At 65.2% G+C, this 26,137-nt stretch carries 27 protein-coding genes and 1 tRNA gene; 18 read left to right on the plus strand and 10 right to left on the minus strand.

The genetic code is table 11. The annotated features are described in order from the left end of the window. The first annotated feature begins 58 nt into the window (after positions 1 to 58). The 13 genes from DDF70_RS02960 (at position 59) to DDF70_RS03020 (ending at position 12,642) form a co-directional block, all read left to right on the plus strand. Positions 59 to 850, plus strand: a complete 792-nt coding sequence (locus DDF70_RS02960; protein ID WP_114943381.1) for a YoaK family protein — start codon at positions 59 to 61, stop codon at positions 848 to 850. 41 nt (positions 851 to 891) lie between these two features. Then, positions 892 to 1,995, plus strand: coding sequence for an AI-2E family transporter (locus DDF70_RS02965; protein ID WP_114943382.1), 1,104 nt, complete (start codon positions 892 to 894; stop codon positions 1,993 to 1,995). A 54-nt stretch (positions 1,996 to 2,049) separates the two neighbouring features. Next, entirely contained in the window at positions 2,050 to 2,889 is an 840-nt protein-coding gene (locus DDF70_RS02970; protein ID WP_114943625.1) for a DUF1206 domain-containing protein, read from the plus strand. Between the two features lie 299 nt (positions 2,890 to 3,188). Next, complete coding sequence (locus DDF70_RS02975) at positions 3,189 to 4,781, plus strand: ATP-binding protein (protein WP_114943383.1); 1,593 nt, start codon at positions 3,189 to 3,191, stop codon at positions 4,779 to 4,781. Then, entirely contained in the window at positions 4,778 to 5,404 is a 627-nt protein-coding gene (locus tag DDF70_RS02980; protein ID WP_114943384.1) for a response regulator transcription factor, read from the plus strand. The genes DDF70_RS02975 and DDF70_RS02980 overlap by 4 nt, the downstream gene beginning before the upstream one ends. A 120-nt stretch (positions 5,405 to 5,524) precedes the next feature. Further along, positions 5,525 to 5,929, plus strand: a complete 405-nt coding sequence (locus DDF70_RS02985; protein WP_114943385.1) for a response regulator transcription factor — start codon at positions 5,525 to 5,527, stop codon at positions 5,927 to 5,929. A 144-nt stretch (positions 5,930 to 6,073) separates the two neighbouring features. Then, the gene (locus tag DDF70_RS02990) at positions 6,074 to 6,760 is read left to right on the plus strand and encodes a hydrolase (protein WP_114943386.1); all 687 of its coding nucleotides are present in this window, start codon (positions 6,074 to 6,076) and stop codon (positions 6,758 to 6,760) included. 117 nt (positions 6,761 to 6,877) lie between these two features. After that, positions 6,878 to 7,156 carry a XapX domain-containing protein gene (locus DDF70_RS02995; protein ID WP_114943387.1) on the plus strand — a complete coding sequence of 93 codons (279 nt, stop codon included), beginning with the start codon at positions 6,878 to 6,880 and terminating at the stop codon, positions 7,154 to 7,156. After that, on the plus strand, positions 7,153 to 9,126 hold the full coding sequence (locus tag DDF70_RS03000; RefSeq protein ID WP_114943388.1) for an amidohydrolase: 1,974 nt from the start codon (positions 7,153 to 7,155) through the stop codon (positions 9,124 to 9,126). Before DDF70_RS02995 ends, DDF70_RS03000 begins: the two co-directional genes overlap by 4 nt. 12 nt (positions 9,127 to 9,138) lie before the next feature. After that, positions 9,139 to 9,564, plus strand: a complete 426-nt coding sequence (locus tag DDF70_RS03005; RefSeq protein WP_114943389.1) for a DoxX family protein — start codon at positions 9,139 to 9,141, stop codon at positions 9,562 to 9,564. Positions 9,565 to 9,581: 17 nt separating this feature from the next. Beyond that, entirely contained in the window at positions 9,582 to 11,192 is a 1,611-nt protein-coding gene (locus tag DDF70_RS03010; protein WP_425374050.1) for an MFS transporter, read from the plus strand. Between the two features lie 155 nt (positions 11,193 to 11,347). Continuing rightward, positions 11,348 to 12,184, plus strand: coding sequence for an alpha/beta fold hydrolase (locus DDF70_RS03015; RefSeq protein WP_425374051.1), 837 nt, complete (start codon positions 11,348 to 11,350; stop codon positions 12,182 to 12,184). Positions 12,185 to 12,246: 62 nt separating this feature from the next. Beyond that, a complete protein-coding gene (locus DDF70_RS03020; RefSeq protein WP_114943392.1) occupies positions 12,247 to 12,642 on the plus strand; it encodes a (R)-mandelonitrile lyase in 396 nt (131 codons plus the stop codon). A gap of 19 nt (positions 12,643 to 12,661) precedes the next feature. Here the strand turns inward: DDF70_RS03020 and DDF70_RS03025 are convergent. Both DDF70_RS03025 and DDF70_RS03030 read right to left on the minus strand, forming a co-directional pair. Beyond that, positions 12,662 to 12,738: transfer RNA gene (locus DDF70_RS03025), tRNA-Arg, on the minus strand. 141 nt (positions 12,739 to 12,879) lie between these two features. Continuing rightward, a complete protein-coding gene (locus DDF70_RS03030; RefSeq protein ID WP_114943393.1) occupies positions 12,880 to 13,476 on the minus strand; it encodes a hypothetical protein in 597 nt (198 codons plus the stop codon). 145 nt (positions 13,477 to 13,621) lie between these two features. Between DDF70_RS03030 and DDF70_RS03035 the strand changes: the two genes are divergently transcribed. Genes DDF70_RS03035 through DDF70_RS03045 form a run of 3 tightly spaced genes read left to right on the plus strand, consistent with a single transcriptional unit; the run spans position 13,622 to position 16,134 of the window. Next, the gene (locus tag DDF70_RS03035) at positions 13,622 to 13,834 is read left to right on the plus strand and encodes a sugar phosphorylase (RefSeq protein WP_114943394.1); all 213 of its coding nucleotides are present in this window, start codon (positions 13,622 to 13,624) and stop codon (positions 13,832 to 13,834) included. Between the two features lie 44 nt (positions 13,835 to 13,878). Next, positions 13,879 to 14,703, plus strand: coding sequence for a thermonuclease family protein (locus DDF70_RS03040; protein ID WP_114943395.1), 825 nt, complete (start codon positions 13,879 to 13,881; stop codon positions 14,701 to 14,703). A gap of 6 nt (positions 14,704 to 14,709) precedes the next feature. Then, entirely contained in the window at positions 14,710 to 16,134 is a 1,425-nt protein-coding gene (locus tag DDF70_RS03045; RefSeq protein ID WP_114943396.1) for a M48 family metalloprotease, read from the plus strand. Between the two features lie 78 nt (positions 16,135 to 16,212). Here the strand turns inward: DDF70_RS03045 and DDF70_RS03050 are convergent, their stop codons facing one another. The 6 genes from DDF70_RS03050 to DDF70_RS03075 form a co-directional block, all read right to left on the minus strand. Further along, a complete protein-coding gene (locus DDF70_RS03050) occupies positions 16,213 to 17,085 on the minus strand; it encodes an RNA polymerase factor sigma-32 (RefSeq protein ID WP_114943397.1) in 873 nt (290 codons plus the stop codon). A gap of 167 nt (positions 17,086 to 17,252) precedes the next feature. After that, on the minus strand, positions 17,253 to 17,831 hold the full coding sequence (locus DDF70_RS03055) for a CarD family transcriptional regulator (RefSeq protein WP_114943398.1): 579 nt from the start codon (positions 17,829 to 17,831) through the stop codon (positions 17,253 to 17,255). A 471-nt stretch (positions 17,832 to 18,302) separates the two neighbouring features. Beyond that, the gene (gene fdxA, locus DDF70_RS03060) at positions 18,303 to 18,641 is read right to left on the minus strand and encodes a ferredoxin FdxA (RefSeq protein ID WP_114943399.1); all 339 of its coding nucleotides are present in this window, start codon (positions 18,639 to 18,641) and stop codon (positions 18,303 to 18,305) included. Between the two features lie 53 nt (positions 18,642 to 18,694). Further along, positions 18,695 to 18,997: an RNA-binding S4 domain-containing protein gene (locus tag DDF70_RS03065; protein WP_114943400.1), complete on the minus strand. Its 303-nt coding sequence runs from the start codon at positions 18,995 to 18,997 to the stop codon at positions 18,695 to 18,697. A gap of 13 nt (positions 18,998 to 19,010) precedes the next feature. Next, positions 19,011 to 22,142: a helicase-related protein gene (locus tag DDF70_RS03070; RefSeq protein WP_114943401.1), complete on the minus strand. Its 3,132-nt coding sequence runs from the start codon at positions 22,140 to 22,142 to the stop codon at positions 19,011 to 19,013. A gap of 194 nt (positions 22,143 to 22,336) precedes the next feature. After that, on the minus strand, positions 22,337 to 23,212 hold the full coding sequence (locus DDF70_RS03075) for a DUF3108 domain-containing protein (RefSeq protein ID WP_114943402.1): 876 nt from the start codon (positions 23,210 to 23,212) through the stop codon (positions 22,337 to 22,339). Positions 23,213 to 23,448: 236 nt separating this feature from the next. On the opposite strand from DDF70_RS03075, the gene rpmB reads away from it, so the two are divergent. Both rpmB and DDF70_RS03085 read left to right on the plus strand, forming a co-directional pair. Next, on the plus strand, positions 23,449 to 23,739 hold the full coding sequence (gene rpmB / locus DDF70_RS03080) for a 50S ribosomal protein L28 (RefSeq protein WP_114943403.1): 291 nt from the start codon (positions 23,449 to 23,451) through the stop codon (positions 23,737 to 23,739). Positions 23,740 to 23,835: 96 nt separating this feature from the next. Continuing rightward, positions 23,836 to 24,468 carry a queuosine precursor transporter gene (locus tag DDF70_RS03085; protein WP_114943404.1) on the plus strand — a complete coding sequence of 211 codons (633 nt, stop codon included), beginning with the start codon at positions 23,836 to 23,838 and terminating at the stop codon, positions 24,466 to 24,468. A gap of 47 nt (positions 24,469 to 24,515) precedes the next feature. Here the strand turns inward: DDF70_RS03085 and DDF70_RS03090 are convergent, their stop codons facing one another. Both DDF70_RS03090 and DDF70_RS03095 read right to left on the minus strand, forming a co-directional pair. Beyond that, complete coding sequence (locus DDF70_RS03090; protein WP_114943405.1) at positions 24,516 to 25,265, minus strand: proteasome-type protease; 750 nt, start codon at positions 25,263 to 25,265, stop codon at positions 24,516 to 24,518. Between the two features lie 53 nt (positions 25,266 to 25,318). Continuing rightward, positions 25,319 to 26,137: a transglutaminase family protein gene (locus tag DDF70_RS03095; protein WP_114943406.1), complete on the minus strand. Its 819-nt coding sequence runs from the start codon at positions 26,135 to 26,137 to the stop codon at positions 25,319 to 25,321.

Consider the following 26,137-nt stretch of genomic DNA (forward strand, 5'->3'; position numbering starts at 1 on the left):
AGCGCGTCGCGACGAAAGCCGGGTCCATTTTTCCGCACGATGCGCTAAGCTGGCTGCCATGAGCGCCCAGTCGACAAAGCCGGAAACGCGCGACTTCACCATCCGGGCGGTGAAGACCATCGCGGCTTTCGAGCGGACGAACGTGACGGATACGCTGCTGGGGATGTCCCTCACCTTCGTGGCCGGGGCGATCAATGCCGGCGGGTTCCTCGCCGTCGGACAGTACACGTCGCACATGTCCGGCATCTTCTCGTCCATGGCCGACAATCTCGCCCTAGGCTCGCTCGGGCTGGCGAGCCTGGGCCTCCTGGGCTTCGTGCCCTTCGTCATGGGAGCGGCCTGTTCGGCCATGCTGATCAACTGGGGCCGGCGGCATCACCTGGGCAGCCGCTACGCCATGCCGCTGATGGTCGAATCCTTCCTGCTCCTCGGCTTCGGGATCCTGGGCTGGCTTGCACCTCCATCGCCGGGTTTCGTCGCGGTTGCAATCCCCCTGCTCTGCTTCATCATGGGCCTGCAGAACGCCACGGTGACGAAGATCTCGGGCGCGCGCATGCGCACCACCCACGTGACGGGCATCGTCACCGATATCGGGATCGAGCTCGGCAAGCTTCTCTACTGGAACCGGAATGCGCACAATCCGGATCGGATCGTGGCGGACCGCGAGAAGCTGCGCCTGCTCATCCTGCTGCTCGCCTCGTTCTTCATCGGGGGCGTCGTCGGCGCTATCGGGTTCAGCCATATCGGCTTCCTGTTCGCGCTTCCCTTCGCTCTCCTGCTGCTCCTGCTAGCCGGGCCGCCCCTCGCGGAAGATGCCACGACTCTTGCCCGCCGAATGGCGAAGCGCTGAAGCGCCATTGGCTTGCGGCCAAAGCGGCCTACATTCCCCCTATGCAAGAGAAAGCCGCGGCTCCATTTTCCCAGCCGTTCGACGGCGACGCTCCCGATGCCCGCGCCCGGCGGGCCACGCGCTTCATCGGCGCGGCGGCGCTCATCGGGCTCGCTCTCTGGATGATCGGCTCCTATCTCACCGCCATCGGCTGGGCGGCGATTATCGCCATCAGCGTCTGGCCTCTCTACCGCAGGTTCCAGGCCCGCCTGGGAGGCTCGCGCCTCGCCGCTCCCCTGTTGATGACGATCGGCCTCGCCGTTCTCCTCCTCGTGCCGATCGCCCTCGTGCTGACCGAGGTCGGCCGCGAAAGCCAGTTCGTCATGGAATGGCTCGCGCGGCTGCAGCAGAACGGCATGCCGGTGCCGGACTGGATCCATCGCCTGCCGCTCTTCGGGCAGCATTTGGACACCTGGTGGCAGGCCCATCTAGGACATCCTGAATCCGCCGGGCAGCTCCTGAGCGGCATCGACAGCGAAACTCTGACCGAGTGGTCGAAAACCCTCGGCGGCGCGCTGCTGACGCGTCTTCTGCATACCTTCCTGACATTCCTGGTCCTGTTCATGCTTCTGCGTCACGGCCGGGAGATCGGCCAGCACGTGCTCGCCGCCATCGATCGCTGGTTCGGTGCGCCGGGCGAGCGGCTGGCGGAAACCATGGCGTCGGCCGTGCGCGGGACGGTGAACGGGACGATCCTCGTCGCCGTGGGCGAAGCCGCCCTGATCGGCATCGGCTTCGTGGTCGCGGGCGTGCCGCATGCCGTCCTGTTCGCGTTTCTGACCGCCGCCTTCGCCATGCTGCCGATGGGTGCGTGGTTTGCCTTCGTGACCGCCGCAATCGTGCTGGTTCTCGGCGGCGGATCCGTTCTCGCTGCCGCGGGCGTCGTGGGATGGGGCGCGGTCGTCATGCTGATCGGAGACAATCTCATCCAACCGGCCCTGATCGGCGGGGCAGCGCACATTCCCTTCTTATGGACCCTGTTCGGCATTCTCGGCGGGCTCGAAACCTTCGGCCTGATCGGCCTCTTCCTCGGCCCGGTCCTCATGGCCGCCCTCCTGACGATCTGGCGCCAGCAGAGCAGGCCCGTACCGGATGATCCGGCTTAAGGAACATCTATGAAGGCTTGGCGGTTCATTCCCAACACAGTGGAGCCGCCCGTCATGCCCAGGATCAGTCCCAACCCCGTCGAGGCCCTGGCCCGTTTCGGCTATGGAGCGCGAGGGGTGGTCTATGGTCTCGTCGGGGGCCTGGCTCTCCTTGCCGCCATCGGTTCGGGCGGTCAGACGGGAGGCAGCCGCAGCGCCCTGCAGGCGCTGCTCACGCAACCGTTCGGCAAGCTCTGGCTGATCCTGATCGCCCTGGGCCTCTTCGGTTTCTGCGCCTGGCGGGTGCTGGAGGCGCTCACCGATGCCGACCATCGCGGCTCCGATGCGAAAGGCTGGGGCATCAGGGGAGCCCATCTGATCAGCGGGATCATCTATGCGGGACTAGCCGTCTCGGCCCTGAATCTCGCCCTCGGACGGGGCTCGGGAGGCGGCGAAGACAAGGCGGCCCAGGACTGGACGGCCTGGCTCATGAGCCAGCCCTTCGGCCAATGGCTGGTCGGCCTGGTCGGCCTTTCGGTGGCGGGGGCAGGCCTCGCCTTCATCTGGAAAGCCTGGCGGGGGAAAGTGGCGGAGCGCCTCTCGCTGCCTAGCGACAAGCGTGACTGGTTCGTCACTCTCGGCCGCATGGGCTTTGCCGCCCGCGGCGTCGTGTTCCTGATGATCGGCGGCTTCCTGATCCTGGCGGCCCTCCACGCCTCGTCCTCGGACGTGCACGGCCTCGGCGGCGCGCTCCAGGCCCTGCAACGGCAGCCCTACGGCTGGGTGCTCCTGGCACTCACGGCCCTGGGCCTCTTCGCCTTCGGTCTCTTCGGCCTCGTCCAGGCCCGCTACCGCCACATCGACGCCCCCGATTTCGACGACGCCAAAGCGGCCTTTGCGCGGGTGGCGCGATGAAGGACGGCATGGGCTGACGAACCGGCGATCCGGATTCCACAATTCGCCCGATCGGCTGGCGCCGCTCATGCTGCACGAGTCCGGCGAACGTATTTCTATAACGATCAGCTCGGTGACGCGGGCAGCACGGAATTCAAGAATGCACCCATTGAGGGAGCAGATCGTGCGGGAAAGCCCCTCCGCATGTCCGCACCCGCTTCGAAGGTCGGTTCGTAGCACTCATTGTGCGTCCCACCAATCCTTCCATCCGATCGGCGAATCCCGTATCAACTCGCGACGATGAAAATCGCGATGCATCCATGACAGAAGCGCAGGAAAGACACCCGTTCCTGCTGTCGACCGCAATCCCCAACCGCCGGCAGCGGCGACTGGCCGTGGGGATTGTGGCGGCCCTGATCGCCGCGATGCTTCTCGTCGCTCCCTTTGCCCATGTCGGCCTCCCAGGAACCGAGATCCTGATCCCGGGCTACGCAGCCGCGGCTTTTCTCATCGAGCTGCTCACGGCGGCCTTTCTCTTTGCGCTGTTCTCGGTCGACCGCTCACGGGCCGTGCTTCTCTTGGGCACCGGCTATCTGTTCTCCGGCCTGCTCGTCATCCCGTGGGCTCTCACCTTTCCCGGAGTGTTCACCCCTCTTGGGTTGGGCGCGGACATGCAGGTCACGGCCGTGATCGCCGCCGGCCGGCGTCTCGGCTTCGCCGTCTGTATCCTCGCCTATGCCCTCACGAAGGACCGGAAGCCTCGGGATCGTATCCGCGGCTCACTCGGCAGGGTCATCATGGGCCGGGCCGCCCTGGTCGCCGGCGTGGCGCTGACCCTGGTCCTCGCCGTGGCTCTCCGTGCGGAGGACCTTCCGGCTTTCATGCTCGATGCGAGGCAGGTTGCCCCGTTCTGGCACTACATCCCGGTCGCGTCAGCGGTCCTCTATCTGGCCAGCCTCGCTGCACTCTGGGCCCGGCTTCGTTCAACGCTCGACCTCTGGCTGATGGTGGTGCTTGGTACGCTGCTGATCGAGATCATCCTGATCTCGTATCTGGGCGGCGGCACACGTCTGAGCACTGGTTGGTGGGCCGGACGGGTCTTCGGCCTTGCATCCGCCAGCCTGGTTCTGTTCGTTCTCCTGTCCGAGACGACGACCTTGCAGATCCGGCTCGCCCGCTCGGTCCGGTCCGAGCGCCTCGCGAGGGAAAGTCGGCTGACGGCCATGGAAGCCCTGTCGGCGTCGATCGCCCATGAGATCAATCAGCCGCTGGCCAGCATGATCACCAATGCCAGTGCCGGCCTGAGATGGCTCGACAACGACATCCCGCGCGTCGGAGAGGCGCGATCCGCTCTCGAGCGCGTGGTACGTGACGGTCACCGTGCCCGCGATGTGGTCGACGGCATCAGGAACCTCTTCAAGAAGGACTCTCGCGAGCGCGTGCCAGTCGACATGAACCGCCTCATCGTGAGGGTCCTGCGCCGGATCGAGGAGGAGACACACCTGGGGCGGGTTTCGATCGAGGCGGACCTGGAGGTGGGAGCACTTCCGGTCACCGCCAATCCGATGCAGATGGAACAGGTCGTCTCGAACCTGGTCGCGAACGCCGTCGATGCCTTGAGTACCGTCACCGACCGCTCCCGGATCGTCCGAGTCACGTCGCGCTCGCTGGAAGGAGAGGTCCTGGTGACGGTCGAGGACACGGGCCCGGGCATCGATTCCATCGTCCGTCACCGGATTTTCGATCCGTTCTTCAGCACGAAGCCGGAAGGAATGGGAATGGGGCTGATGTTCAGCCGATCGATCATCGAGGATCATGGCGGCCGATTGTGGATGAGCGACAACGTCCCGTACGGCGCTGTCTTCCACCTCACCTTGCCCAGCAACCCGCCCCTTTCAGGATCGGATCGATGAGCAGAGACGGATCGGTGGTCTTCGTCGTCGATGACGACTTCTATGTCCGCGAGGCAATCGAGGACTTGCTTCGTTCGGTCGGTCACGAGGTGCGCTCCTACGACTCTGTCGCGGCCTTCCTCGACGGTCCCCTGATCGATCTCCCCGCCTGCCTTGTGCTCGACGTAAGACTTCCCGGCACCAGCGGGCTCGAGTTCCAGCGATTGCAGGCCTCGACCGGCAGTCGGCTCCCGATCGTGTTCATCACCGGACATGGCGACATTCCGATGTCGGTGGCTGCCATGAAGGCAGGGGCAATCGAATTTCTCACCAAGCCGTTCCGGGACCAGGATCTCCTCGATGCGGTCCATGCCGGCATCGCGCTCGACCGCCGCCGCCGGGCCGGCGAGGCGGAACGCACGGCTCTGTTCGAGAGATACGCCTCGCTGACGCCGCGGGAGCAGGAGACGATGGCTCTCGTCGTCTCGGGCCTCATGAACAAGCAGATCGCGGCTGCATTGGGATTGAGCGAGATGACCGTGAAGGTCCATCGGGCTCAGGTGATGCGCAAGATGAATGCCGCCTCCCTGCCCGAACTCGTCAGGATCGCCGATAGCCTGGCTGCGGTTACCACAAAGGCGTAGACACCCGCCACCACAGGTCAATTGAACCCGCTTACCTTCCGTTGCGATAGTCACGACGGCGTTGGAACTGCCGCGCCGCCATCCCGGCTCAAGGTCGTCGGGATTTCGGAAGGTTTCCGAATGACGGACGACTTGCTGATCGCGATCGTGGATGACGACGAATCCGCCCGCGAGGCTATCGTCGATCTGGTGAAGGCATTGGGGTTTGCGGCTACGGGGTTCGCTTCAGCGGCGGCGCTCCTGAATTCGGAGAATCTGCACAAGATGGATTGCCTGATTGCAGACGTGCGGATGCCAGCAATGGGCGGGTTTGAACTTCATCGCGAACTCGTCGGGTTGGGTTTTCCGATCCCGACCATCCTCATGACGGCCTATCCCGACGACCGCGTCCGCGCACAGGCTCTGGGGGCAGGCGTCAAGATCTACCTCGCGAAGCCTTTGGAGGCGGAAGAGCTCCTCTCGTGCATCCAGTCGGCCATCGGTCATTCCGGAGAGCCCGGGAAACGCAGCCCCCGAAGACATTAAACCGTAACCCCAGTCGGGCAAGAACAAACATCGTATCGGGCGACCCGCGTATCCGTCGGCACGGCGTAAGAGTGCTCGGCGCCCGAAGAATCGTCCCAGCGCATCCCGTGATGCCGCAGGCCCTGCTCAACCTAGGAGAAGACCATGACCACCAAGGCCACGCCCACCCCCGGGGTCCAGCTCGTCACGCCGAAGGACCACACCCTCATCATGATCGACTTCCAGTCGCAGATGTCGTTCGCCACCAAGTCGATCGACGCTGTCATGTTGCGCAACAACGCTGCCCTCGTGGCCCATGCGGCGTCAGGTTTCGGTGTCTCGACCATCCTGACGACGGTGGCCGAGAAGAGCTTCTCGGGGCCGATGTTCTCCGAGATCACCGATGCCTTCCCGGGCCAGGCGCTTCTTGACCGCACGTCGATGAACACGTGGGAAGATGCGGCCGTGATCGAGCGCATCAATGAGATCGGCAAAAACCGTATCGTGCTGTCGGGTTTGTGGACCTCGGTCTGCATCGTCGGCCCGGCCCTTTCAGCGCTCGATCAGGGCTTCGAGGTCTACGTGATTGCCGATGCCTGCGGCGATGTCTCGGAGGAGGCTCATGAGCGGGCCATGGAGCGGATGGTCCAGGCCGGCGTCAGGCCCATGACGTCCTTGCAGTACCTGCTCGAACTTCAGCGCGACTGGGCCCGCGCCGAGACCTACGACATGACTACGGGCATCGCCAAGAAGTACGGCGGCGCCTACGGGCTCGGCATCATCTACGCCAAGACGATGTTCGGCGCGAGCGAAGGTGACCACAAGGCATCTGCCGCAGTCGCTGCCGAATAGCGTGGGTCAGGGCAGGCACCGCAATCCTGCCCGACCTGGAACCGCCCTGCACACAAGGTGGTGGCGCGTCGTCATCGATGCGCCGCCCCTCCTGATGCATTCGCCAGGGAGGCTTTGATGAAAGTCTATCTCATGTCGCTCGGAGCCGGTCTCCTGGTCGGCATCATCTACAGCATGCTGAACGTGCGCTCGCCGGCACCGCCCGTGGTTGCCCTGGTCGGGCTGTTCGGCATCCTGGCCGGCGAGCAGATCCCGCCGCTGCTCAAAAGCATCTGGCAGAAAGAAACTCCGACACAGTCCTGGCTGTATCAGGTGCGTCCGCACGTCTTCGGTCACCTGCCGCAAGGCGCACGGCGCTCCGAGCAGACGGCCGAGGCACGCGATAAAGCGTCATGACCACGCGCCGCATCTTTCTCGGCGCCGCAGCGGGCTTCGCCCTTCACGGGTCACACATGCCGGCCGATGCGACAGACACAACCCGATCCTCGATGGGAGCCCCATCCATGAAAGCCGACCTGATCCTGTTCAACGGCAAGATCACCACGCTCGACCGACAGAAGCCGGAAGCGACGGCTGCCGCCATCCGCGACGGCCGCTTCATGGCCGTCGGAAGCGAGCAGGACGTGATGCCTCTGGCCGGACCGTCCGCCCGGCGAATCGACCTCAAGGGCCGGCGCGTCATCCCGGGCCTGATCGACAGCCACATGCACATCATCCGCGGCGGGCTCAACTACAACATGGAGCTGCGCTGGGACGGCGTTCGCTCCCTGGCCGACGCCATGCGCATGCTCAAGGAACAGGTGGACCGCACGCCGGCCCCGCAATGGGTCCGCGTGGTCGGCGGCTTCACCGAGCACCAGTTCGCCGAGAAGCGCCTGCCCACCCTCGACGAGATCAACGCGGTGTCGCCGGATACTCCTGTCTTCATCCTGCATCTTTATGATCGCGCGCTTCTGAATGCGGCAGCTCTGCGCGCTGTCGGCTACACCAAGGACACGCCGAACCCACCCGGTGGCGAGATCCAGCGCGACGCCCAGGGCAATCCCACCGGCGCGCTCATCGCCAAACCCAATGCGACGATCCTCTACGCGACATTGGCCAAGGGACCGAAGCTTCCGCCGGAATACCAGAAGAACTCGACGCGCCACTTCATGCGTGAGGTGAACCGCCTCGGCGTCACCGGCGTCATCGATGCGGGCGGCGGATTCCAGAATTACCCGGACGATTACGCCATCATCGAGGACCTGCACCGGGAGGGTCAGCTCACGGTGCGTCTCGCCTACAACCTCTTCACCCAGAAGCCGAAGGAAGAGCTGAAGGACTTCGACACGTGGGCGTCACAGGTGAAGCCCGGTCAGGGCGACGACCTCTACCGCCACAACGGCGCCGGCGAGATGCTGGTCTACACGGCGGCGGATTTCGAAGACTTCAAGGTCGAGCGCCCCGACATGCCGCCCTCCATGGAAGCGGACCTCGAGCCGGTCGTGAGGCTGCTCGCCGAGAATCGCTGGCCGTGGCGGCTGCATGCCACCTACAACGAGACCATCACGCGCGCCCTCGACGTCTTCGAGAAGGTGAACCGCGATGTGCCCCTGCAAGGGCTGAACTGGTTCATCGACCATGCGGAGACCATCGACGATCGCAACATCGACCGCATCGCGGCACTCGGCGGCGGCATCGCGGTCCAGCACCGCATGGCATTCCAGGGCGAGGACTTCGTCGCGCGCTACGGCAGCAAGGCCGCCCAACGCACGCCGCCGATCCGGCGCATGATGGAAGCAGGCGTTCCGGTGGGAGCCGGAACCGACGCGACCCGCGTCGCCTCCTACAACCCCTGGGTCTCGCTATCCTGGCTCGTGACCGGAAAGACCCTGGGAGGCCTCACCCTCTATCCGGCCGCAAACCGGCTCGACCGCGAGACCGCCCTGCGGCTGTGGACCGAGGCCAACACCTGGTTCTCGACGGAGATCGGCAAGAAAGGCCAGATCAAGGAGGGGCAGCTCGCCGACCTGGCAGTCCTGTCGGACGACTACTTCTCCGTGCCGGAGGATGGTATCCAGGACATCACCTCGGTGCTGACGCTGCTCGGCGGCAAGCCTGTCCATGGAGACGCCGAGTTCAAGGATCTGGCGCCGCCCCTGCCGCCACCCATGCCGGACTGGTCGCCCGTGGGGCGCTTCGGCGGCTACCAGCAGAGGGCTGAGAATGCCGAGATGAAGTACGCCTTCGCGGCGGCAGCCTGCGGCTGCGCGAGCAGCTGCGGCGTTCACGGCCACGCCCATGCCGGAGCCTGGGCCAGCAATGTCCCGGCCTCCGACTCCCGTTCATTCTGGGGCGCTCTCGGCTGCTCCTGCTGGGCCTTTTGAGGAAGATGCACCATGCATGACATCGCCGTGCCACGCCCGATCGCCCGCATCCTTGCAGTCCCGGCACTGGATTACATCGCCCGGGTGGCGCTGGCCTCGCCGTTCCTGATCAGCGGAATCGTGAAGCTCCTGGATTTCGGCGGCGCGACCAACGAGGTCGCGGGTCTAGGGCTGCAACCTGCCCCTCTCGTTGCCGCAGCCGTCATCGTGACGCAACTTGGTGGTTCCATCCTATTCCTGACCCGCCGCTTCTGCTGGTTGGGCGCCGGCGTTCTGGCCGTGTTCACGGCCATCGCCACGCTCCTGGCACATCCGTTCTGGGTCTTCGATGGACCGGATCGCGGACGTCAGACCGCGACCTTCTTCGAGCACGTCGCCATCGTCGGCGGATTGGCCGTCGGAGCGCTGTTCGTCAATAACGCGAGGCCGCACCGATGACCGAGGCCCACACCAGCATGGCAAAGGGCGCCGCCCCGCCCAGCACCTTCGCGCCGCTGCATCATCGCCTGTTCGCGGTCATCTGGGCGGCCACCGTGCTCGGCAATATCGGCACCTTCATGCGCGATGTGTCGTCATCCTGGCTCGTCACGGACCTCTCGGCCTCGCCTGCGGCGGTGGCGATGATCCAGGCCGCCGGGACCCTTCCGGTCTTTCTCTTCGCGATCCCGGCCGGCGTCCTGTCCGACATCCTCGACCGCCGCCGCTTCCTGATCATGATCCAGATCGGCCTCGGGCTCGTCAGCTCCTCCCTTGCCTTCCTGGCCTGGACGGGCAACGTGACGGTGGAGGGCCTGATCCTGCTCACGTTCCTGGGGGGAACGGGAGCTGCGCTGGCGACCCCGGCCTGGCAGGCGATCACACCTGAGCTCGTGCCCAAGGCCGACATCAAGGGCGCGGTGGCGCTCAACTCTCTCGGTATCAACATCGCCCGTTCCATCGGTCCGGCTCTCGGCGGTTTCATCCTGGCGGGCCTCGGCGCGGCCGCGGTCTATGGAATCGATGTCCTGACCTACGTGATCGTCAGCGCTGCCCTCCTGTGGTGGAAGCGCGACGCCGGCGCCGAGGATGGCTTGCGGGAGCATTTCGGGGGAGCCCTGCGGGCCGGTATCCGCTACGCCCGCGCCAGTCGCAGCCTTCATCGCATCCTCTGGCGCACGGTCCTGTTCTTCGGCTCCGCCAGCGCGGTCTGGGCCCTCCTGCCTCTCGTGGCTCGCCAGGAAATCGGCGGCGGTCCGGGCTTCTACGGTCTCATGCTCGGCAGCGTCGGGGCCGGTGCGATCTGCGGCGCTCTGGTCATGCCTCGCGCCCGTGTCCGTCTCGGTCAGGATGGTCTGGTGCTGGCCGCGACCCTGATCACCGCTGGAGCGACCATCCTTCTCGCGCTGACGGATTTCGAAGCCGTGGGCCTGATCGCGACATTCGTGCTCGGGATCGCGTGGATCACGATGCTGACCACCCTCAACGGGACGATGCAGGCCATCCTGCCGAACTGGATCCGGGGCCGGGGACTGGCGATCTATCTCACTGTCTTCAACGGCGCCATGGCGGCTGGAAGCCTGGGCTGGGGCTTCGTGGCCCAGGAGATCGGCACCGACACCACTCTTCTCGTCGCCGGAGCCGTTCTGGTCCTGAGTGGGATCCTGGCCCATCGGGCGCCGCTGCCCTCCGGGGAAGGAGACCTCACACCCTCACTGCACTGGCCCGAGCCTGCCATGGCCGAGCCCGTGGCACACGACCGTGGGCCCGTTCTGATCATGATCACCTATCGGGTCCGGCAAGACGACCGCCCCGCCTTTCTCACGGCCTTGCACCGGCTCTCGGAGGAACGGCGCCGGGATGGGGCCTATGCCTGGGGCATCTCGGAGAACGCGGCCGATCCGGAGCACATCGTCGAATGGTTCTTCGTCGAGTCCTGGGCCGAGCACATGCGCCAGCACAGGCGCGTCTCCAAGTCCGACGCCGACATTCAGGCCGAGGCCCGTCGATTCCACCAGGGGCCGGATGCACCGCTGGTCCAACACTTCCTCGCGGTCGACAGGCCTGGTGGAAAGCCGACCGCAGCCTGAAAGGAGAAATCGCGATGCCTGCGTCACCCGCTTCTCCCGTCTCCCTGACCCGCCGCGACACCCTGGCGGCGGCGGCGGCCCTCACGGCCTCCCTTGCTCTTCCGGATTCCCCGGAAGCGGCGACACCTCCCACCCAAGCGAAAGGAACGACTGCCATGGCGACGATCACCACCAAGGACGGCACCGAGATCTTCTACAAGGACTGGGGCCCGAAGAATGCCCAGCCAATCATGTTCCACCACGGCTGGCCCCTCTCCGCCGATGACTGGGACGCGCAGATGCTGTTCTTCCTGCAGCACGGGTACCGCGTCGTGGCCCACGACCGGCGCGGACACGGACGCTCGGCGCAGGTCTCCGAAGGCCACGACATGGACCACTACGCCGCCGACGCCTTCGCGGTGGTCGAAGCGCTCGACCTGAAGAACGCCGTCCATATCGGCCACTCGACCGGCGGCGGCGAGGTCGCCCGCTATGTGGCAAAGCACGGCGAGCCGGCGGGCCGCGTCGCCAAGGCGGTGCTGGTGAGCGCGGTTCCGCCGCTCATGCTCAAGACCGAGAACAACCCGGAAGGCCTACCGATCGAGGTGTTCGACGGTTTCCGCAAAGGGGTCGCCGATAACCGGGCACAGCTCTACCTCGATGTGGCATCAGGCCCGTTCTACGGCTTCAACCGCGATGGAGCCAAGGTCTCTCCCGGCGTGATCCAGAACTGGTGGCGCCAGGGCATGATCGGCTCGGCCAAGGCGCATTACGAAGGCATCAAGGCCTTCTCCGAGACGGACCAGACGGAAGATCTCAAAGCGATCTCGGTGCCGACGCTCGTCATGCACGGCGACGACGATCAGATCGTGCCGATTGCAGACGCCGCGTTGAAGTCGATCAAGCTGCTGAAGAACGGCACGCTCAAGGTCTACAAGGGCTACCCGCATGGGATGCTTACGACCCATGCCGAAGTCATCAATCCGGACCTGCTCGCCTTCGTGAAAGCCTGAGCCCGGCGCAACGTCGGGCGCGGCTCTCCGGGCCCGACGATCTGCCCTTCAAGGATGAAACCATGGACATCAAGAGAGCTGGTTCTCAAGCCTCCGGCAAAGGACCGGCGGAGTACTTTACGGGAACGGTTCGCATCGACCCGCTGTTCAGCCCGCCTGACCCGGCCCGCGTGGTCGGAACCCTCGTGACCTTCGAGCCCGGCGCCCGCACGGCGTGGCACACGCACCCTCTCGGTCAAACCCTGATCGTGATGACGGGCCTCGGCCTCGTCCAGCGCGAGGGCGGCCCGATCGAGGAGATCCGGCCCGGCGACGTGGTCTGGTTCGAACCTGGCGAGAAGCACTGGCACGGCGCATCGCCGACCACGGCCATGAGCCACATCGCCATCCAGGAGAAGCTCAACGGCTCGCCCGTCGACTGGCTGGAGCACGTCACCGACGAACAGTACCGCGGTTGATCTGGTGCTTCGAAAAGGTTGGCGATCCCGGGAAGACTCGAACTTCCGACCTTCGGTTTAGGAAACCGCTGCTCTGTCCTGCTGAGCTACGGGACCGCGTAAGGACGGGGATTTAGCATGGTCGGCAGGGTCATTCCAGGGGGATGTGGCCCTTCATTCGCAACGAGCATCGAGGAAATTTCGGCGAACCGGGGCCGTCGTGTCGCCGGTCAGGGGCACGGCGGCCCGGGCGAGGGGCTACCGGGTCACGGGTTCCGGCGCCCGAACCGGGAGCATCAGGTGCTCGTAGGGCGTATCCGGCCACATCACGTAGGGCTGCGTGGTGTCGGGCTTCGGGGTGCGGGGATAGCCCGCCATCATGCCCTTGGCCCCGACCACCATCACGTGAGGCCCGGTCTCGATCCAGTTGTTGTTGGGATCGGGCTTCTGGGCATAGGGATCGGTGTTGCTGGCATCCGTGCCGCCGGAGAGCATGTACAGGAAGCCGACCTTGTCGTGCGGCGGCTCCTTCTTCTCGAGCCAGGCCTGAGCCCATTCCATGGCGTTCTGGTCGCCGCACATGGGATCAGGCCCAGGCGTGTTCGGATTGTCCGCCAGACAGGTGAAGCCGTTCGTTCCCTTGCGGACGACCCGGGCTGTTCCGTCCGGCGAAACATCCACGATGGTCGCGTCCTTGGCGACTGCGGGCGGTGCCGCCGCCATGGCGCTCTTGATGATGTCCTCGTCGCTCATGGAGCCCGCCATGCCCTGATGCTGGGCGGATACCGGGGCGATGAAGCCGAATGTCGAGATGACGCTGCACGCGAACCAGGCGAGAGTGCGATGCCCATTCATGGCTCACCTCCTGTTGCTGCGCGACCGGCATCATCATTCTACGCCTGCAAGCCCCGTCAGGGGAGAGCTCATCGCGACCACGTCCGTGAGGCCCCAAGGAACCGAGCTTGGCCCGACCCGGTTGAGAAGGAACCGGAGGCATATCATGGCGCAGACGCTTCGAGATTTCCTGAAACAGGTCGAGAATCTCCCCCCCGACACCCTCCTCTGTGTCGCCGAGGTGGATGAGGCCTTTGCGGCTCACGTGGCCGAAATCGAAATCATCGAGGATGCGAAGTCGCAGAACCGCAAGGCGGAAGGCACGGAGGCGGTGGAGCTCGGCAACGGACGCCAGAGGGTCGTGGTCATCCGGTGGTAGAACAAGCGTAGCCGTTTCGCTCTGAATGGGTATGATCCCGTCCCATGACGGGATCAGCCCTGCGGACATCGCTGACCATCGGCCTCGGGGCCGGCCTCGCGTTCGCCTCTCTCGGCGGACTGGCGCGGTCTGCGCCGGGCGAGGGGGCGGGCGCGGTCTGCTCGGCCGAGGCTCGGCCGGACCGCCTGCAAGATCTTTCCCCGGAAGGCGATCTCGTTCTGGCATCCCTTGGTCCGGCCCTGCTTGCCGGAGTCCGGCTTCCGGATGCGCCGCCTTATCGCGATCAGGCCCTGGCTTGGCTCCGGGAGCGCGCGGGCGAGCCCAACCTCGTCCAAGCCGGGGAACGCTCCGACCGCTGGGGCCGGAAATCCGTCCGGATCCGATCCGGCGGTGCGATGCCCTCCCTCGATTGGAGCCACAGCCTGGTGGAAGCGGGCCTTGCGATCACGGATGCCGGCCTGGACGATACCTTCTGCCAACCTGAATTGCTCGCCCTCGAGGCCACCGCCCGCGAACGACGCCTTGGTCTTTGGGCCGATGACCGTTATAAGCCGATGGACGTCAATCAACCCGAGCGTCTGCGGGACCGAATCGGCAGCTTCATCCTGGTCGAGGGTCGCGTCAGAAGCATCGGCGAGCGCAAGCAGCGGACCTATTTGAACTTCGGGGGGCAATGGGCAGAAGACTTCACGATCATCATTCCTAGGAAAACCTGGAGACAGATGTCCGACCGCGGCATGGGCGCCGAGGCGCTCAAGGGTCGATGGATCAGGGCCCGAGGCGTTTTGCAGCCTTGGCAAGGGACATCGTTCTCCATTCTCATCCCGGACATGATCGAACGCCTTGAAGGCGGCCGCCTGCCACGATGAACGAGCATGAGCACAACACGTCGAAAAGGTAGCCTTCCGATCCTCGGCAGCGTGATGCTTGCAGTCCTTCTTGCCGGCTGCTCGGGCTTCGGCAGCGACGTCTCGCTGCCGGCCAATGCGCCACGCGTCATCGGCCCGGACCGCGACCGGGACCATCTCCGGCTCGTGAGGGCGTTCGGCGGCGAAGGCAGGGCTCCGCAGCTCCAGCAGATGCTGACCGACGTGACGAACCGTCTCGTGATGGCTACCGACAGGCCCGACGAGGCCTTCCAGGTGACGATCCTCAATTCGCCCGTGGTCAATGCCTTCGCCCTGCCGAACGGACGCCTTTACGTCACGCGCGGACTTCTGGCTCTCGCCAATGATACCTCCGAGGTCGCGGCCGTGCTCTCGCACGAGATCGCGCACGTCACCCTGCGCCACGCGTCCCAGCGCAGCGAGCTGCAGGCCCGGTCGGACCTGATCGAACGCGTGGCCGAGAACGTGCTGAACGATGCCGAAGAGGCTGCCATGGCTCAGAACCAGGCCCGTTCGGCCCTTGCCAGCTTCTCGCGCGCACAGGAGCTCGAAGCGGACCAGACGGGCGTCAAGGTCCTGGCCCGGGCCGGCTTCGATCCTTATGGGGCTTCGCGCTTCCTGACGGCTCTCGGGCGCTCGAGCGCCAGTTCGGATTCCTCCACGGCCGAGCGAAACGCCTCCCACCCGCGCACGGACGACCGGGTGGCGCGCTCGCTCCAGGCGGCGCGCCGCACGGGCATGCAGGGAACGGGCGAAACGGGGCGCCTCGCCTATCTGACGGCTCTCGACGGCCTCTCCTATGGGGACGATCCGGCCGACGGCGTCGTGAAGGGCCGCCGGTTCATCCATTCGAGGCTCGGCGTCGCCTTCGAGGCTCCGGAGGGCTTCACGCTGGAGAATACCTCCCAGGCAGTGCTGGGCTCCTCGGGTGACGGAGAACGCCGCCTCCTGTTCGATGCCGCCGATACGCCCATCGGACAGAGCCTGGAGGATGTGCTGCGCTCCACCTGGACGGATACGATCGAGCCCGGCACCCTGACGACCGGCATGGTGAACGGCCTGCCCATCGTCACGGCCGTGTCCAACGGCAAGGAATGGACCTTCCGCCTTTCGGCTATCCGGATCGGCAACACCACCTTCCGGCTCATCATGGCGACCCGCGGCAACCGGGGAGACCTGGAAGGCATCTTCCAGCAGACCCTCAACAGCGTCCGGCAGGTTCAGCCCGACGAAGCCCGTCGGATCAGGCCTCTGAAGCTGCAGGTCGTCACCGCCCAGCGGGGCGACACGGTCCAGACCCTTGCAGCCCGGATGCCCGTCGACCGGGCGCTCGACAAGTTCCTGTTGCTCAACGGGCTCAACAGGAGCGATGCCCTCAAGGTGGGCGAGCGTTACAAGATCGTCGTCGAGTAATCCTGCGTACGTTGCAAAAAAGAAATCGGCGAAGCGGTTGCTCGCTTCGCCGATGGGGATGCTCGACCTGTCAGGCGCCTAAACGAAAGCGCCCGAGGCCTGGGGATATTTTTCCACCAGGGCGCGCTTGAGCTTTTCGAGCGCCCGGTTCTCGATCTGGCGCACGCGCTCCTTCGAGATTCCGAGCCTGTCTCCCAGGAATTCCAAGGTCACCTGCTCGTCGTCGAGGCGGCGGGCGCGCAGGATCCGCAATTCGCGCTCGTTGAGCACTTCCAGGGCCTGCTGCAGCCAGCGCACGCGGCGTTCGGTGTCGATCACGTCGGTGACGCTCTCATCCGGCAACGGGCTGTTGTCGACCAGGAATTCGACGCGTTCCGCGGAATTGCCCGCATCGGCATCCAGGACGGGCGCATTGAGGGATGTGTCGGGCGCGGAGAGCCGGGCGTCCATGAGAGCGACGTCGGCCTTGGACACACCGATCGCCTCGGCGATCTTCGCATGCACGTCGGAAGAAATGCGCTCCTCGCCACCGCGCGTCAGGCGGGCCCGCAGGCGGCGCAGGTTGAAGAAAAGTGCTTTTTGGGCGGAACTCGTTCCGCCGCGAACGATTGACCAATTGCGAAGGATGTAATCTTGCACGGACGCGCGGATCCACCAGGTCGCATAGGTCGAAAAGCGGACTTCGCGCTCGGGCTCGAAACGCGCGGCGGCTTCGAGAAGACCGACATGGCCCTCCTGAACGAGATCGGCCATCGGAAGGCCGTAGTGGCGGAAACGGGCTGCCAGCGCGATCACGAGGCGCATGTGGGCAGCGGTCAGTTGATGAAGCGCCGCTTCATCACGGTTCTCCTTCCAGCGCACGGCAAGAAGATGCTCCTCTTCCCGTTCGAGAAAAGGTGCATTCATGGCAGCGCGGACGAACCGGCGGCGAACCCCTGAGATTTCTCCCATTGTGTGCTCTCCCTTGGCAGAGACACAACGAGCGAGGCCGCGAAAAGTTCACTTCTCACAGCCAAGTTTTGCAAAATAGATTCCAAACCTTGGAAAACAAGGCTTCAGCCAAGAAAAAAGCCCGGCTTGGCGCCGGGCTTTTTGCAGGATGAAAAGGCGCCTTCGAATCAGGCGGCTTCTTCCTGAAGGTCGTCACCCTCGGCTTCGGCCTCGGCGCCCTTCACGCGGCGCGGGGACTTGGCAAGGCTCTGCTCGATGAGCTTGAGGGCTTCGGTGTCCGTGATCTTGTTGACGGCGGCGATTTCGCGAACCACCCGGTCAAGGGCGGATTCATAGAGCTGACGCTCGCTGTAGGACTGCTCGGGCTGAGCCTCGGAGCGGTAAAGGTCACGCACGACTTCCGTAACGGAGATCAGGTCGCCTGAATTGATCTTCGCCTCGTATTCCTGGGCGCGGCGCGACCACATGGTGCGCTTCACGCGGGCACGACCCGTCAGCACGTCCAGAGCCTTCTGCACCAGGGCCGGTTCGGCAAGCTTGCGCATGCCCACGCTGGAAGCCTTACCGGTCGGAACGCGAAGGACCATCTTGTCCTTGTCGAAGGAGACCACGTAGAGCTCCAGCTTGAAGCCTGCAATTTCCTGCTCTTCGATGGCCGTGATGCGGCCGACACCGTGAGCGGGATACACAATCGCTTCACCGGACTTGAACCCAAGGCGCTGGGCGGACTTCTTGGCGGTTGTCATGCGAGAGAGGCCTCCTTGCATGGTCCTCGCTTGGCAGCGAGGGGCTTTGGTTCCACTGGGCAGGGACCCAGGGGAACGAGGATCGAGATTGAGCGTCACGGAACTTGACTATTCCGCTCGTCTCCCTGATTTAAGCCAGCGGCTAAATACGCTCATACCCTTGACCAAGGCAGCAGCGCTCCCTTAAGTCAAAGGACGCGAATCTTTGCTTCAATGATGTGAACCGCCGGTCTGCAAGGACGGTGCACGGCTTGAGCGCAAGCGACGGCATTTGCGGACCCTATCACAGTCCGGCCGAAAAAGCAAAAATATTTCAAAGGACAGCGTTAAGCAGGCCCGTTTATGGCCGCGCTTTGGAAGCTAACGCATCGTGAGGGAACTAGTTCCCGTTTCCGCTGCAGGCAGGGCCGTGACCGTGAAGGAAGATGGGCAGCAAGCGGCCCGGCAGGCGGGCCTCCGCCTCGTCCGGCTTCAGTCGCCCTCGCCCGGATTGGTCGAGAAATACGTCTCGAACTTGCCCGCGACGCCGTCGAATTCCTTGGCGTCGGCCGGCGGATCCTTCTTGATGGTGATGTTGGGCCAGCTCTTCGCCATGTCGGCATTGAGCTTCAGCCATTGCTCGAGCCCCGGCTCCGCATCCGGCTTGATCGCCTCGGCGGGGCATTCCGGCTCGCAGACGCCGCAATCGATGCACTCGTCGGGATGGATGACGAGCATGTTCTCGCCCTCGTAGAAACAATCGACCGGGCACACCTCGACGCAGTCCATGTATTTGCACTTGATGCAATTTTCAGTGACGACGTAGGTCATGAACGGTCCTTCGAGGGTCTGTTCGCAAACAAAAGGTAGCCAACGCCGCCGCTCTAGCCGTTGTCGCCGTCGCTGACAAGCGCCGCGTTGTCATGGCTGAGATCTATGTAGAGCTGCCTTGCTTCCGGCGCAGGGCCGCGCCGCTCGCCGAGGCTTTCGACCCGCACCACCAGCGTGGTCTGGGCAAGCGCAAGGGTGATCACGTCGCCGACGGCCACCGCCTTGGCGGCATTGTCGGTGCGCTGGCCGTTGAGCCGGACGAAGCCGCCGGTGACCAGCTTGGCCGCCAGCGTCCGCGTCTTCGCAAAGCGTGCGAACCACAGCCACTTGTCGAGCCGCTGCCGGTCCTCACGCATGCGCGTCACATCCTCACTTCTTGTTGTCCTCGAGCTGCGCCTTGAGGGCCATCAGCTTAGCGAAGGGCGAGTTCGGGTCCGGCTGCTTCTCGCGGCGCTCATGGCCGCCCTCGCGCCGGTTGTCGGGACGCTTGTCAGGACGAGGACCGCGAAGGTCCTCTCCACGACCCGGACCGCGCGGCGGACGGTTCTGCGGACGCCCGCCCTCCCCTTGCGCCTCGCGACGCTCCGGACGCGGACGGCGCTCACCGGGTTCGCCCTGGGCTTCGCCGCCCTGACGCTGGCGACGCTCGCCGCGTTCCTGGTGACGCCCGCCCCGGGCCTCGCGGCCGTGCCTGGCCTGTCCGCCCTCGTGATGGCGGCGGCCCTGGCGCCAGACCTCGATCATCTCGGGTTCGGCCGGGGTTTCAGCCGCGGCAGCCTCGGTCGGAGCCTCTGCGGGAGCCAGAAGCTGCCCCTCGGGCGAAGCCACGGCCTCGGCGGCGCTCGTCGCCAACTCCTGCTCGGAGACGCTCGCCTCGGGCTCGGCCACAGCGACCGCACCGATCTCTTCCGTACCGACAGCGGTTTCGGCTGCCTCGGTCGGGGCCTGAGCGGCAACATCGCCCTCGGCTGCCGCGGACGGGGCTGCGACAGCCTGGGGCTCGACGGCCTTCGGAGCCTCGACCAGCGGCACGGTGATGGCGGGGCCGGGACGGCGCTCCATCACGTAGCCGAGGGACTTGAGGATCGTGGCGAAATCCTCGCCCGCGCAGCCCACGAGCGAGGTCATGGACACGGTCGGGACGAAGCTCTCCCCATCGGCCGCACCGGCCGGCGGCTCCCCGGGGGTGATGCCGGGACGGTAGGCGATGGCGGGGCGGATCAGGTCGGCGAGACGCTCCAGGATGTCGACGCGCACGGCCCGGCCACCGAGCACGCGGAAGCCGGCCGCGCGATAGAGCCCATGGCCGATCTCCGGATCGACCGGGATCGAGGTCCGGCCGGACTGGGCGAGATGGGCGATCTCGTCGATGCCCTTCTGCTCGAGGCCGCCGTTCTGCAGAGCCCAGAGCTGCGTCGCCAGAACGCGGGGCGCCGGCTTCAGGAGAGCGGGAAGATAAAGATGATAGGCGCCGAACCGGACGCCGGCCTTGCGCAGGGCGCCGCGGGCATCCTGGTCGAGGCTGCGCACATCGTTGAGAACCTTCGCGCGCTCCAGGACGCCCAGGGCCTCGCCGATCTGGAACCCGATGCCGCGGGCAAGGCCCGACAGCTCGGCGCTGTCCTCGAGCTGCAGCAGGGGCCCGAGCAGGCGCACGACATAGGCCTTCAGCCAGGCGCGCAGGCGAGTGTCCACCTTCTCCCGGGCCGGGCCCGTGAGATGCTCGTCCGAGAGGATGCGCACACGGGGCTCGAACAGCTTGTCGCCGGCTTCCAGCTTGGCGACCGGGTCGCCCATCCAGCGGATCGTGCCGTCGTTCGACAGCACCAGCATGGCATCGGGAGCCTCGGCGAACCGGTCCGCCCGCGCCTCGATCTCCCCGGCCAGCGCCTTGCTGGCCGCATTGCGCAGGGTCTTGGCCTCCGTCGTGTCGGCCTGGGGATCAGGCACGAAATGAAAGCCGTGCAGGTGACCGATGTGCTGACCCTCGACGGTGACGTCGCCGGTGGTCGTAATTTCCGCTTCGAGCATCGTTTTCTCTCTCAAGCGCCGCATGAGAACGCTCGTCCGCCGGTCGATGAATCGTTGGGCGAGGCGTTCATGGAGCGCATCCGATAGCTTGTCCTCTACCTGACGCGCAACATCCTGCCAATGCTCTGGATCCTTCAACCAGTCGGGACGGTTAGCGACGAAGGACCAGGTGCGGACCTGGGCGATGCGGTTGGAGAGGGTGTCGATATCCCCGTCCGTCCGGTCCATGGCGGACAGATGGCGTGCAAACCAGTCGGCCGGGATGGCCCCATCCTTCATAAGGAAACGATAGAGCTGGCCGACAAGATCCGCGTGGGTTTGCGGGGAAACTTTCCGGTAATCCGGCACCTGGCAGATCTGCCAGAGCCGCTCCACGGCATATTGGGAGCGGGTCATCGCCCGGATGTCGTCCTCCCGCGCCAGGACCTCGAGGGCCGTCACGTCCTCGCCCGTGGGCGCCCGCACGAGGCCATGCTCCCTCGGCTGCATCCCGAGGGAATCGCGCAGGCGGGCGAGCGAGGAGAAATCCAGGTCGGGGTTGCGCCACTGCAGGATGCGCACCGGGTCGAAGGTGTGGTTCTCGAGCGCCTCGACGGTTTCCGCATCGAAAGGCGGGCAGCGGCCCGTGGAGCCGAAGGTGCCGTCGCGCATGTAACGGCCGGCCCGGCCGGCGATCTGGGCGAGTTCCGGATTGTTGAGCTTGCGGAACTGGAACCCGTCGAATTTCTTGTCGGACGCGAACGCCACATGGTCCACGTCGAGATTGAGGCCCATGCCGATGGCATCGGTGGCGATGAGGTAATCCACGTCCCCGTTCTGGTAGAGCTCGACCTGGGCGTTGCGGGTCCGGGGCGACAGGGCTCCCAGCACCACGGCCGCACCGCCGCTCTGACGACGGATCAGCTCGGCGATGCCGTAGACCTCCTCGGCCGAGAAGGCCACGATGGCCGAACGGCGGGGCAGGCGCGACACCTTCTTCTCGCCCGCGAAGGACAGCTTCGACAGGCGCGGCCGCGTGACCACGTGCACGCCGGGGATCAGCGCCTCGATCAGGGGCCGCATGGTGGCCGAGCCGATGAGGAGCGTCTCCTCGCGCCCGCGCTGGTTCAGCAGGCGGTCCGTAAACACGTGGCCCCGGTCCAGGTCGCTGGCGAGCTGGATCTCGTCTACGGCCACGAAGGCGAGATCGAGGTCCCGCGGCATGGCCTCGACGGTGGAGATCCAGTAGCGCGGCCGGTCCGGCTTGATCTTTTCCTCACCCGTCACCAGGGCGACGTTGTGGTGCCCCGCCTTCTCCACCACGCGGTTATAGACCTCGCGCGCGAGCAGGCGCAGGGGCAGGCCGATCATGCCGCTGTCGTGGCCGAGCATGCGCTCGATGGCCAGGTGGGTCTTACCGGTATTGGTTGGGCCGAGCACGGCGGTCACGCCGCGCGCACGCACTTGCGGAGGGAGGGAGCGACGGGACATGCCTGGATGACGGGTGATGCTGAAAAGGTCCCGGAGTGAGAGCCGAGAGGCTTTAGAGCCGGAGACCGGCGCCAGGAGCCTTCCCTACGGAGCAGCCTCGAGCGCGCACGGCAGGCTGCGGTTAGCCCCTTATATGGTGCTGCGGAGCGCTTTCGCTACCTGAAACAGCATGAATCGCGTGGGATTTTCAGGACTTACTGAACCGCCTCGGCCTTGATGGTCTCATCGGCCTTCATGGCCTTGCGCGCCGGCGCAGACGATTTGCCGTCCTCCAGGGACCAGAGGGAGGCCTGCATCTCGCCCATGCCGATCATGGTGCGCACGGAGACCTTGACCGGAAAGAGCACGCGCGGTCCCTCGACGGGCGCCAGCCAGACGGACATGTCCTTGTTGTCCTGCATGAACTTGGTGCCCGGGCGTTCGCTCCGATGACCGGAGATCGGCACGTAGCGGGCATTGCACACGAGGACAGGTCCGGAATAGCCCGGCACCTCGACCTTCTTCGTCTCCGCATAGGAGAGGACCACGTTCATGCGTGAGGCGCCGTCGAAGACCGGAAGGGTGCGGTCGCAATTGGCCGGGTCGGTCAGGCTCTTCGACGGCATGGCGGGCATGAGCAGGGCGCTCATGGGATCAACCACGCCGTTCTTGTCGGCCGCCTTGACGGGAACACGGTCGGGCTTCGGCTCCAGGGGCGGGTCGATCTCGACCTGGGCCACCCGGCCGCTCTTGATCCCCATGCGGACGACACGCTGATTGTCGGAGGTCTTCGACACCACGGAGAAGTTGTTCGAACGGGGCGGTGCGTCGCCGTCCAGGGTGCCGGACGCGTTGGCTTCGCCCCGGCCGCCGGTCAGGATCATGGCGAGCCCGGTCAGCTTTGCCCGTCCCTCCATCTCGTACTTCGCCCCCTTGAAGGACGACGAGAGGTCCGCCTTGCCCAGGGGCAGGCCGGCCAGGGTGATGTCGTAAGTCACCTTCAGGGTCTGGGCCGGCGCGGTCTGGACTTGCGCGAGCAAGCCCGATCCGGCGAAGGCCAGGGTCACGAGAGCTGAGGCGATGGGGCGCATGAAGGCTATCCTGATAGTCTATTCCGTTGCATCGCACGTGATTCGGTATAAATCATGACCATGGTGTTTCAAAAAAACGAGATGGAGCATCGCAGTCTTTCTTGACGTCCTCCCCTTTTTTGGCCTATAGGCTCCTACCTTCCAAGGACTTCTGGTGTCCGGCCGCGCGGGATCTGCGATCAGCAAACCCGCGAAATCGTGGTCGCGACCCTTCATAGACGAATAGGATTGAACCCATGTCGCGCCGTTGCGAACTGACCGGCAAGGCCGTGCTGAGTGGCCACCTGGTGAGCCACTCGAACCGCAAGACGAAGCGGAAGTTCCTGCCGAACCTCTGCAACGTCACGCTCCAGTCTGACACCCTGCAGCGCTCCGTGCGCCTGCGCATTTCCGCCAATGCGCTCCGCTCGGTCGAGCATCGCGGCGGCCTCGACGCCTTCCTGGCCAAGGCCAAGGCTGGAGAGCTCTCCACGACCGCCCTCGCCGTGAAGCGCGAGATCGAGAAGAAGCTCGCCGCTGCGAGCTGATCTGGAAGCGCCAATGAATCGGCTTTGCGGGCGGCCTCGGTGCCGCCCGTTTTGCATTGTGTTAAGCCTTAGCTGTTGGCTCACGAGAGGCCGCTCATGACCCAGATCGACCGCCGCGACTTTCTCATTGCCCTCGCGGCGATGACACTGATCGTCCTCTCGTCGAACATCCTGGTCCAGTATCCCTTCCAGCACTTGGGCCTGGACAACTACCTGACCTGGGGCGCCTTCAGCTATCCGTTCTCGTTCCTGGTCACCGACCTGTCCAACCGGCGCTTCGGCCCCAAAGGCGCTCGGCGCGTGGTTTATGCCGGCTTCGCGCTGGCGGTTGTGCTCTCGGTCATCCTCGCGTCGCCCCGCATTGCGATCGCCTCGGGGGCGGCCTTCCTGGTGGCCCAGCTTCTCGATATCCAGATCTTCTTCCGCCTGCGCGGCCATGCCTGGTGGATGCCGCCCTTCGTGTCCTCCGTGATCTCGTCGGGCCTCGATACGGCGATCTTCTTCTCCTTCTCCTTCTATTGCGGCGTGGTCCCCGGCCTTGGCCTCACCATCAGCGACGCGCTCGGTCAGGTGGGCATCGCGGATCAGTGCATCGCCCTGCCCTGGACCAATCTGGCCGTGGCCGACTACCTGGTGAAGCTCGCGCTCGCGGCGATCGCGATTGCCCCCTATGGGGCGGTCCTGAAGCTCATGCGCTACGAGGCGAAGCATCACCACCAGACCGCTTGAGCCGTCGTCGTTCGAATAAAGTCGGCTGCCTGGCAGATGATCTCCGGTCAGAGGACCTCTTCCGCATAGGGCGGGTGAGGAATGGCCTGATGGGCCGCGCGCAGCGCGGCGGACCAGCGCTCGCGCAGGTCCCGGAAATACGGCTCGTCCTCCTGGATCCGATAGGTCACCTGCGCCTTCAGCGCATCGCGCTTGGCGACGACGATGTCGATGGGAAGGCCGACACCCAGATTGGACTTCAGGGTCGAATCCATGGAGATGAGACCGAGCTTCAAGGCCTCCACGAGACTCGTGCCGTGGGAGATGGCCCGGTCGAGGATCGGCTTGCCGTATTTCGGCTCCCCGATCTGAAGGAAGGGCGTATCGACAGTGGCCTCGATGGCATTGCCGGCCGCGTAGACCTGATAGAGCCGCATGGGGCTTGTCCCGATCTGCCCGCCGAGCAGCATGGTGACATCGAAGGTCATCTGGCGCTTTTCGATCTCGACCCCGTCCACCTCGTAGACCTGACGGATGGCACGGCCGACGAGCTGGGCCGCCTTGAACATGGTGGGCACCGTCAGGAGCGTCTCGACCACGCCGGTTTCGGGGTTTTCAAGCCCCTCGGTCAAAAGGGACATGACGGACTGGCTGGCCGACAGGTTGCCGGCAGTCGCCAGCGTGATGATGCGCTCGCCGGGCTTCTCGAACAGGTGCAGCTTGCGGAAGGTCGCGATGTTGTCGACACCCGCATTGGTGCGCGTGTCCGCGATCATGACGAGGCCATCCCGCACCAGGATGCCGACACAATACGTCATGGGTGTTCCTCCTGGGGCCTTCTGGTCGAGTTGCTCTGTTGTCGAGGCCATTCTCACGCCTGTGATTGACGGGCGCTTTCTATCCTCAATCGAACATCGAGCGCTTCACGGGTGATACCGTAATAGCTTCCTCGAACCGGGGCCGCATCAAGATAATCGAGCCCGATGGCCAATCGGACGTAATGTTCCGTTGCGGAAACAGCATTGGCCGGGTCGAAACTCACCCAGCCGAGGTCCGGAAGATAGGCCTCCGCCCAGGCGTGACCCGCCTCCTGCTCGGCCTCGCCGGGCTTGTGCAGATAGCCCGAGACGTAGCGGGCCGGGATCTTCAGAGCGCGCGCCGCGCTCAGGAAAACATGGGTGAAGTCCTGGCACACCCCATGGCCCGCCGCGAAAGCGTCGGCTCCCGTCGTCGTGGCGCTGGTGGCTTGCGTGTCGAAGCGCAGGCGCTCGGGGATGGCGCTCAGGAGAGCATGGGCCTGATCGAGCGGATTGGTGAAGCGGCCCGCCGTGAGCTCCGCGAATTCGCGAATGGCGGCATCGGCCCGGGTCAGCGGCGTATCCCGCAGGTAGAAGATCGGCGGAAAGCGCTCCACCCCTCCCTTGATGATTCCGGCCGTATCAGTGGTCTCGACTTCTCCGGCCACATGCAGGGTGATCTGGCTCACGGGGCCAGAGACGGAGAGGCTGTGGACGATATTGCCGTACCAGTCCTCCCGGCGCATCAGCCGGGCATCGCCCTCCATGTCGATGTTCCAGGACAGGACCGTCTGGCTGTCGCAGCCGCGCGGGGTCAGACGGAGGAGCTGGATCGCCGACTTGGCGGGCTCGCTGTAGTGATAGACCGTCTCGTGGGTGATGCGGATGCGCAT

The organism is Microvirga calopogonii (genome assembly GCF_003347665.1).
Lineage (GTDB): Bacteria > Pseudomonadota > Alphaproteobacteria > Rhizobiales > Beijerinckiaceae > Microvirga > Microvirga calopogonii.

Bases quoted from the DNA above. Each gene is read 5' to 3' on its own strand.
- DDF70_RS03035 (WP_114943394.1), top strand. From the start codon at position 13,622: ATGGCGCAGACGCTTCGAGATTTCCTGAAACAGGTCGAGAATCTCCCC.
- DDF70_RS02985 (WP_114943385.1), top strand. From the start codon at position 5,525: ATGACGGACGACTTGCTGATCGCGATCGTGGATGACGACGAATCCGCC.
- DDF70_RS02995 (WP_114943387.1), top strand. From the start codon at position 6,878: ATGAAAGTCTATCTCATGTCGCTCGGAGCCGGTCTCCTGGTCGGCATC.
- DDF70_RS02965 (WP_114943382.1), top strand. From the start codon at position 892: ATGCAAGAGAAAGCCGCGGCTCCATTTTCCCAGCCGTTCGACGGCGAC.
- DDF70_RS03075 (WP_114943402.1), bottom strand. From the start codon at position 23,212: ATGCGCCCCATCGCCTCAGCTCTCGTGACCCTGGCCTTCGCCGGATCG.
- DDF70_RS03065 (WP_114943400.1), bottom strand. From the start codon at position 18,997: ATGCGTGAGGACCGGCAGCGGCTCGACAAGTGGCTGTGGTTCGCACGC.
- DDF70_RS03010 (WP_425374050.1), top strand. From the start codon at position 9,582: ATGGCAAAGGGCGCCGCCCCGCCCAGCACCTTCGCGCCGCTGCATCAT.
- DDF70_RS03055 (WP_114943398.1), bottom strand. From the start codon at position 17,831: ATGACAACCGCCAAGAAGTCCGCCCAGCGCCTTGGGTTCAAGTCCGGT.
- DDF70_RS02980 (WP_114943384.1), top strand. From the start codon at position 4,778: ATGAGCAGAGACGGATCGGTGGTCTTCGTCGTCGATGACGACTTCTAT.
- DDF70_RS03095 (WP_114943406.1), bottom strand. From the start codon at position 26,137: ATGCGCATCCGCATCACCCACGAGACGGTCTATCACTACAGCGAGCCC.
- rpmB (WP_114943403.1), top strand. From the start codon at position 23,449: ATGTCGCGCCGTTGCGAACTGACCGGCAAGGCCGTGCTGAGTGGCCAC.
- DDF70_RS03000 (WP_114943388.1), top strand. From the start codon at position 7,153: ATGACCACGCGCCGCATCTTTCTCGGCGCCGCAGCGGGCTTCGCCCTT.
- DDF70_RS03050 (WP_114943397.1), bottom strand. From the start codon at position 17,085: ATGGGAGAAATCTCAGGGGTTCGCCGCCGGTTCGTCCGCGCTGCCATG.
- DDF70_RS02975 (WP_114943383.1), top strand. From the start codon at position 3,189: ATGACAGAAGCGCAGGAAAGACACCCGTTCCTGCTGTCGACCGCAATC.
- DDF70_RS03090 (WP_114943405.1), bottom strand. From the start codon at position 25,265: ATGACGTATTGTGTCGGCATCCTGGTGCGGGATGGCCTCGTCATGATC.
- DDF70_RS03040 (WP_114943395.1), top strand. From the start codon at position 13,879: ATGACGGGATCAGCCCTGCGGACATCGCTGACCATCGGCCTCGGGGCC.
- DDF70_RS03070 (WP_114943401.1), bottom strand. From the start codon at position 22,142: ATGTCCCGTCGCTCCCTCCCTCCGCAAGTGCGTGCGCGCGGCGTGACC.
- DDF70_RS03005 (WP_114943389.1), top strand. From the start codon at position 9,139: ATGCATGACATCGCCGTGCCACGCCCGATCGCCCGCATCCTTGCAGTC.
- DDF70_RS03030 (WP_114943393.1), bottom strand. From the start codon at position 13,476: ATGAATGGGCATCGCACTCTCGCCTGGTTCGCGTGCAGCGTCATCTCG.
- DDF70_RS02990 (WP_114943386.1), top strand. From the start codon at position 6,074: ATGACCACCAAGGCCACGCCCACCCCCGGGGTCCAGCTCGTCACGCCG.
- DDF70_RS03085 (WP_114943404.1), top strand. From the start codon at position 23,836: ATGACCCAGATCGACCGCCGCGACTTTCTCATTGCCCTCGCGGCGATG.
- DDF70_RS03020 (WP_114943392.1), top strand. From the start codon at position 12,247: ATGGACATCAAGAGAGCTGGTTCTCAAGCCTCCGGCAAAGGACCGGCG.
- DDF70_RS02970 (WP_114943625.1), top strand. From the start codon at position 2,050: ATGCCCAGGATCAGTCCCAACCCCGTCGAGGCCCTGGCCCGTTTCGGC.
- DDF70_RS02960 (WP_114943381.1), top strand. From the start codon at position 59: ATGAGCGCCCAGTCGACAAAGCCGGAAACGCGCGACTTCACCATCCGG.
- DDF70_RS03045 (WP_114943396.1), top strand. From the start codon at position 14,710: ATGAGCACAACACGTCGAAAAGGTAGCCTTCCGATCCTCGGCAGCGTG.
- fdxA (WP_114943399.1), bottom strand. From the start codon at position 18,641: ATGACCTACGTCGTCACTGAAAATTGCATCAAGTGCAAATACATGGAC.
- DDF70_RS03015 (WP_425374051.1), top strand. From the start codon at position 11,348: ATGGCGACGATCACCACCAAGGACGGCACCGAGATCTTCTACAAGGAC.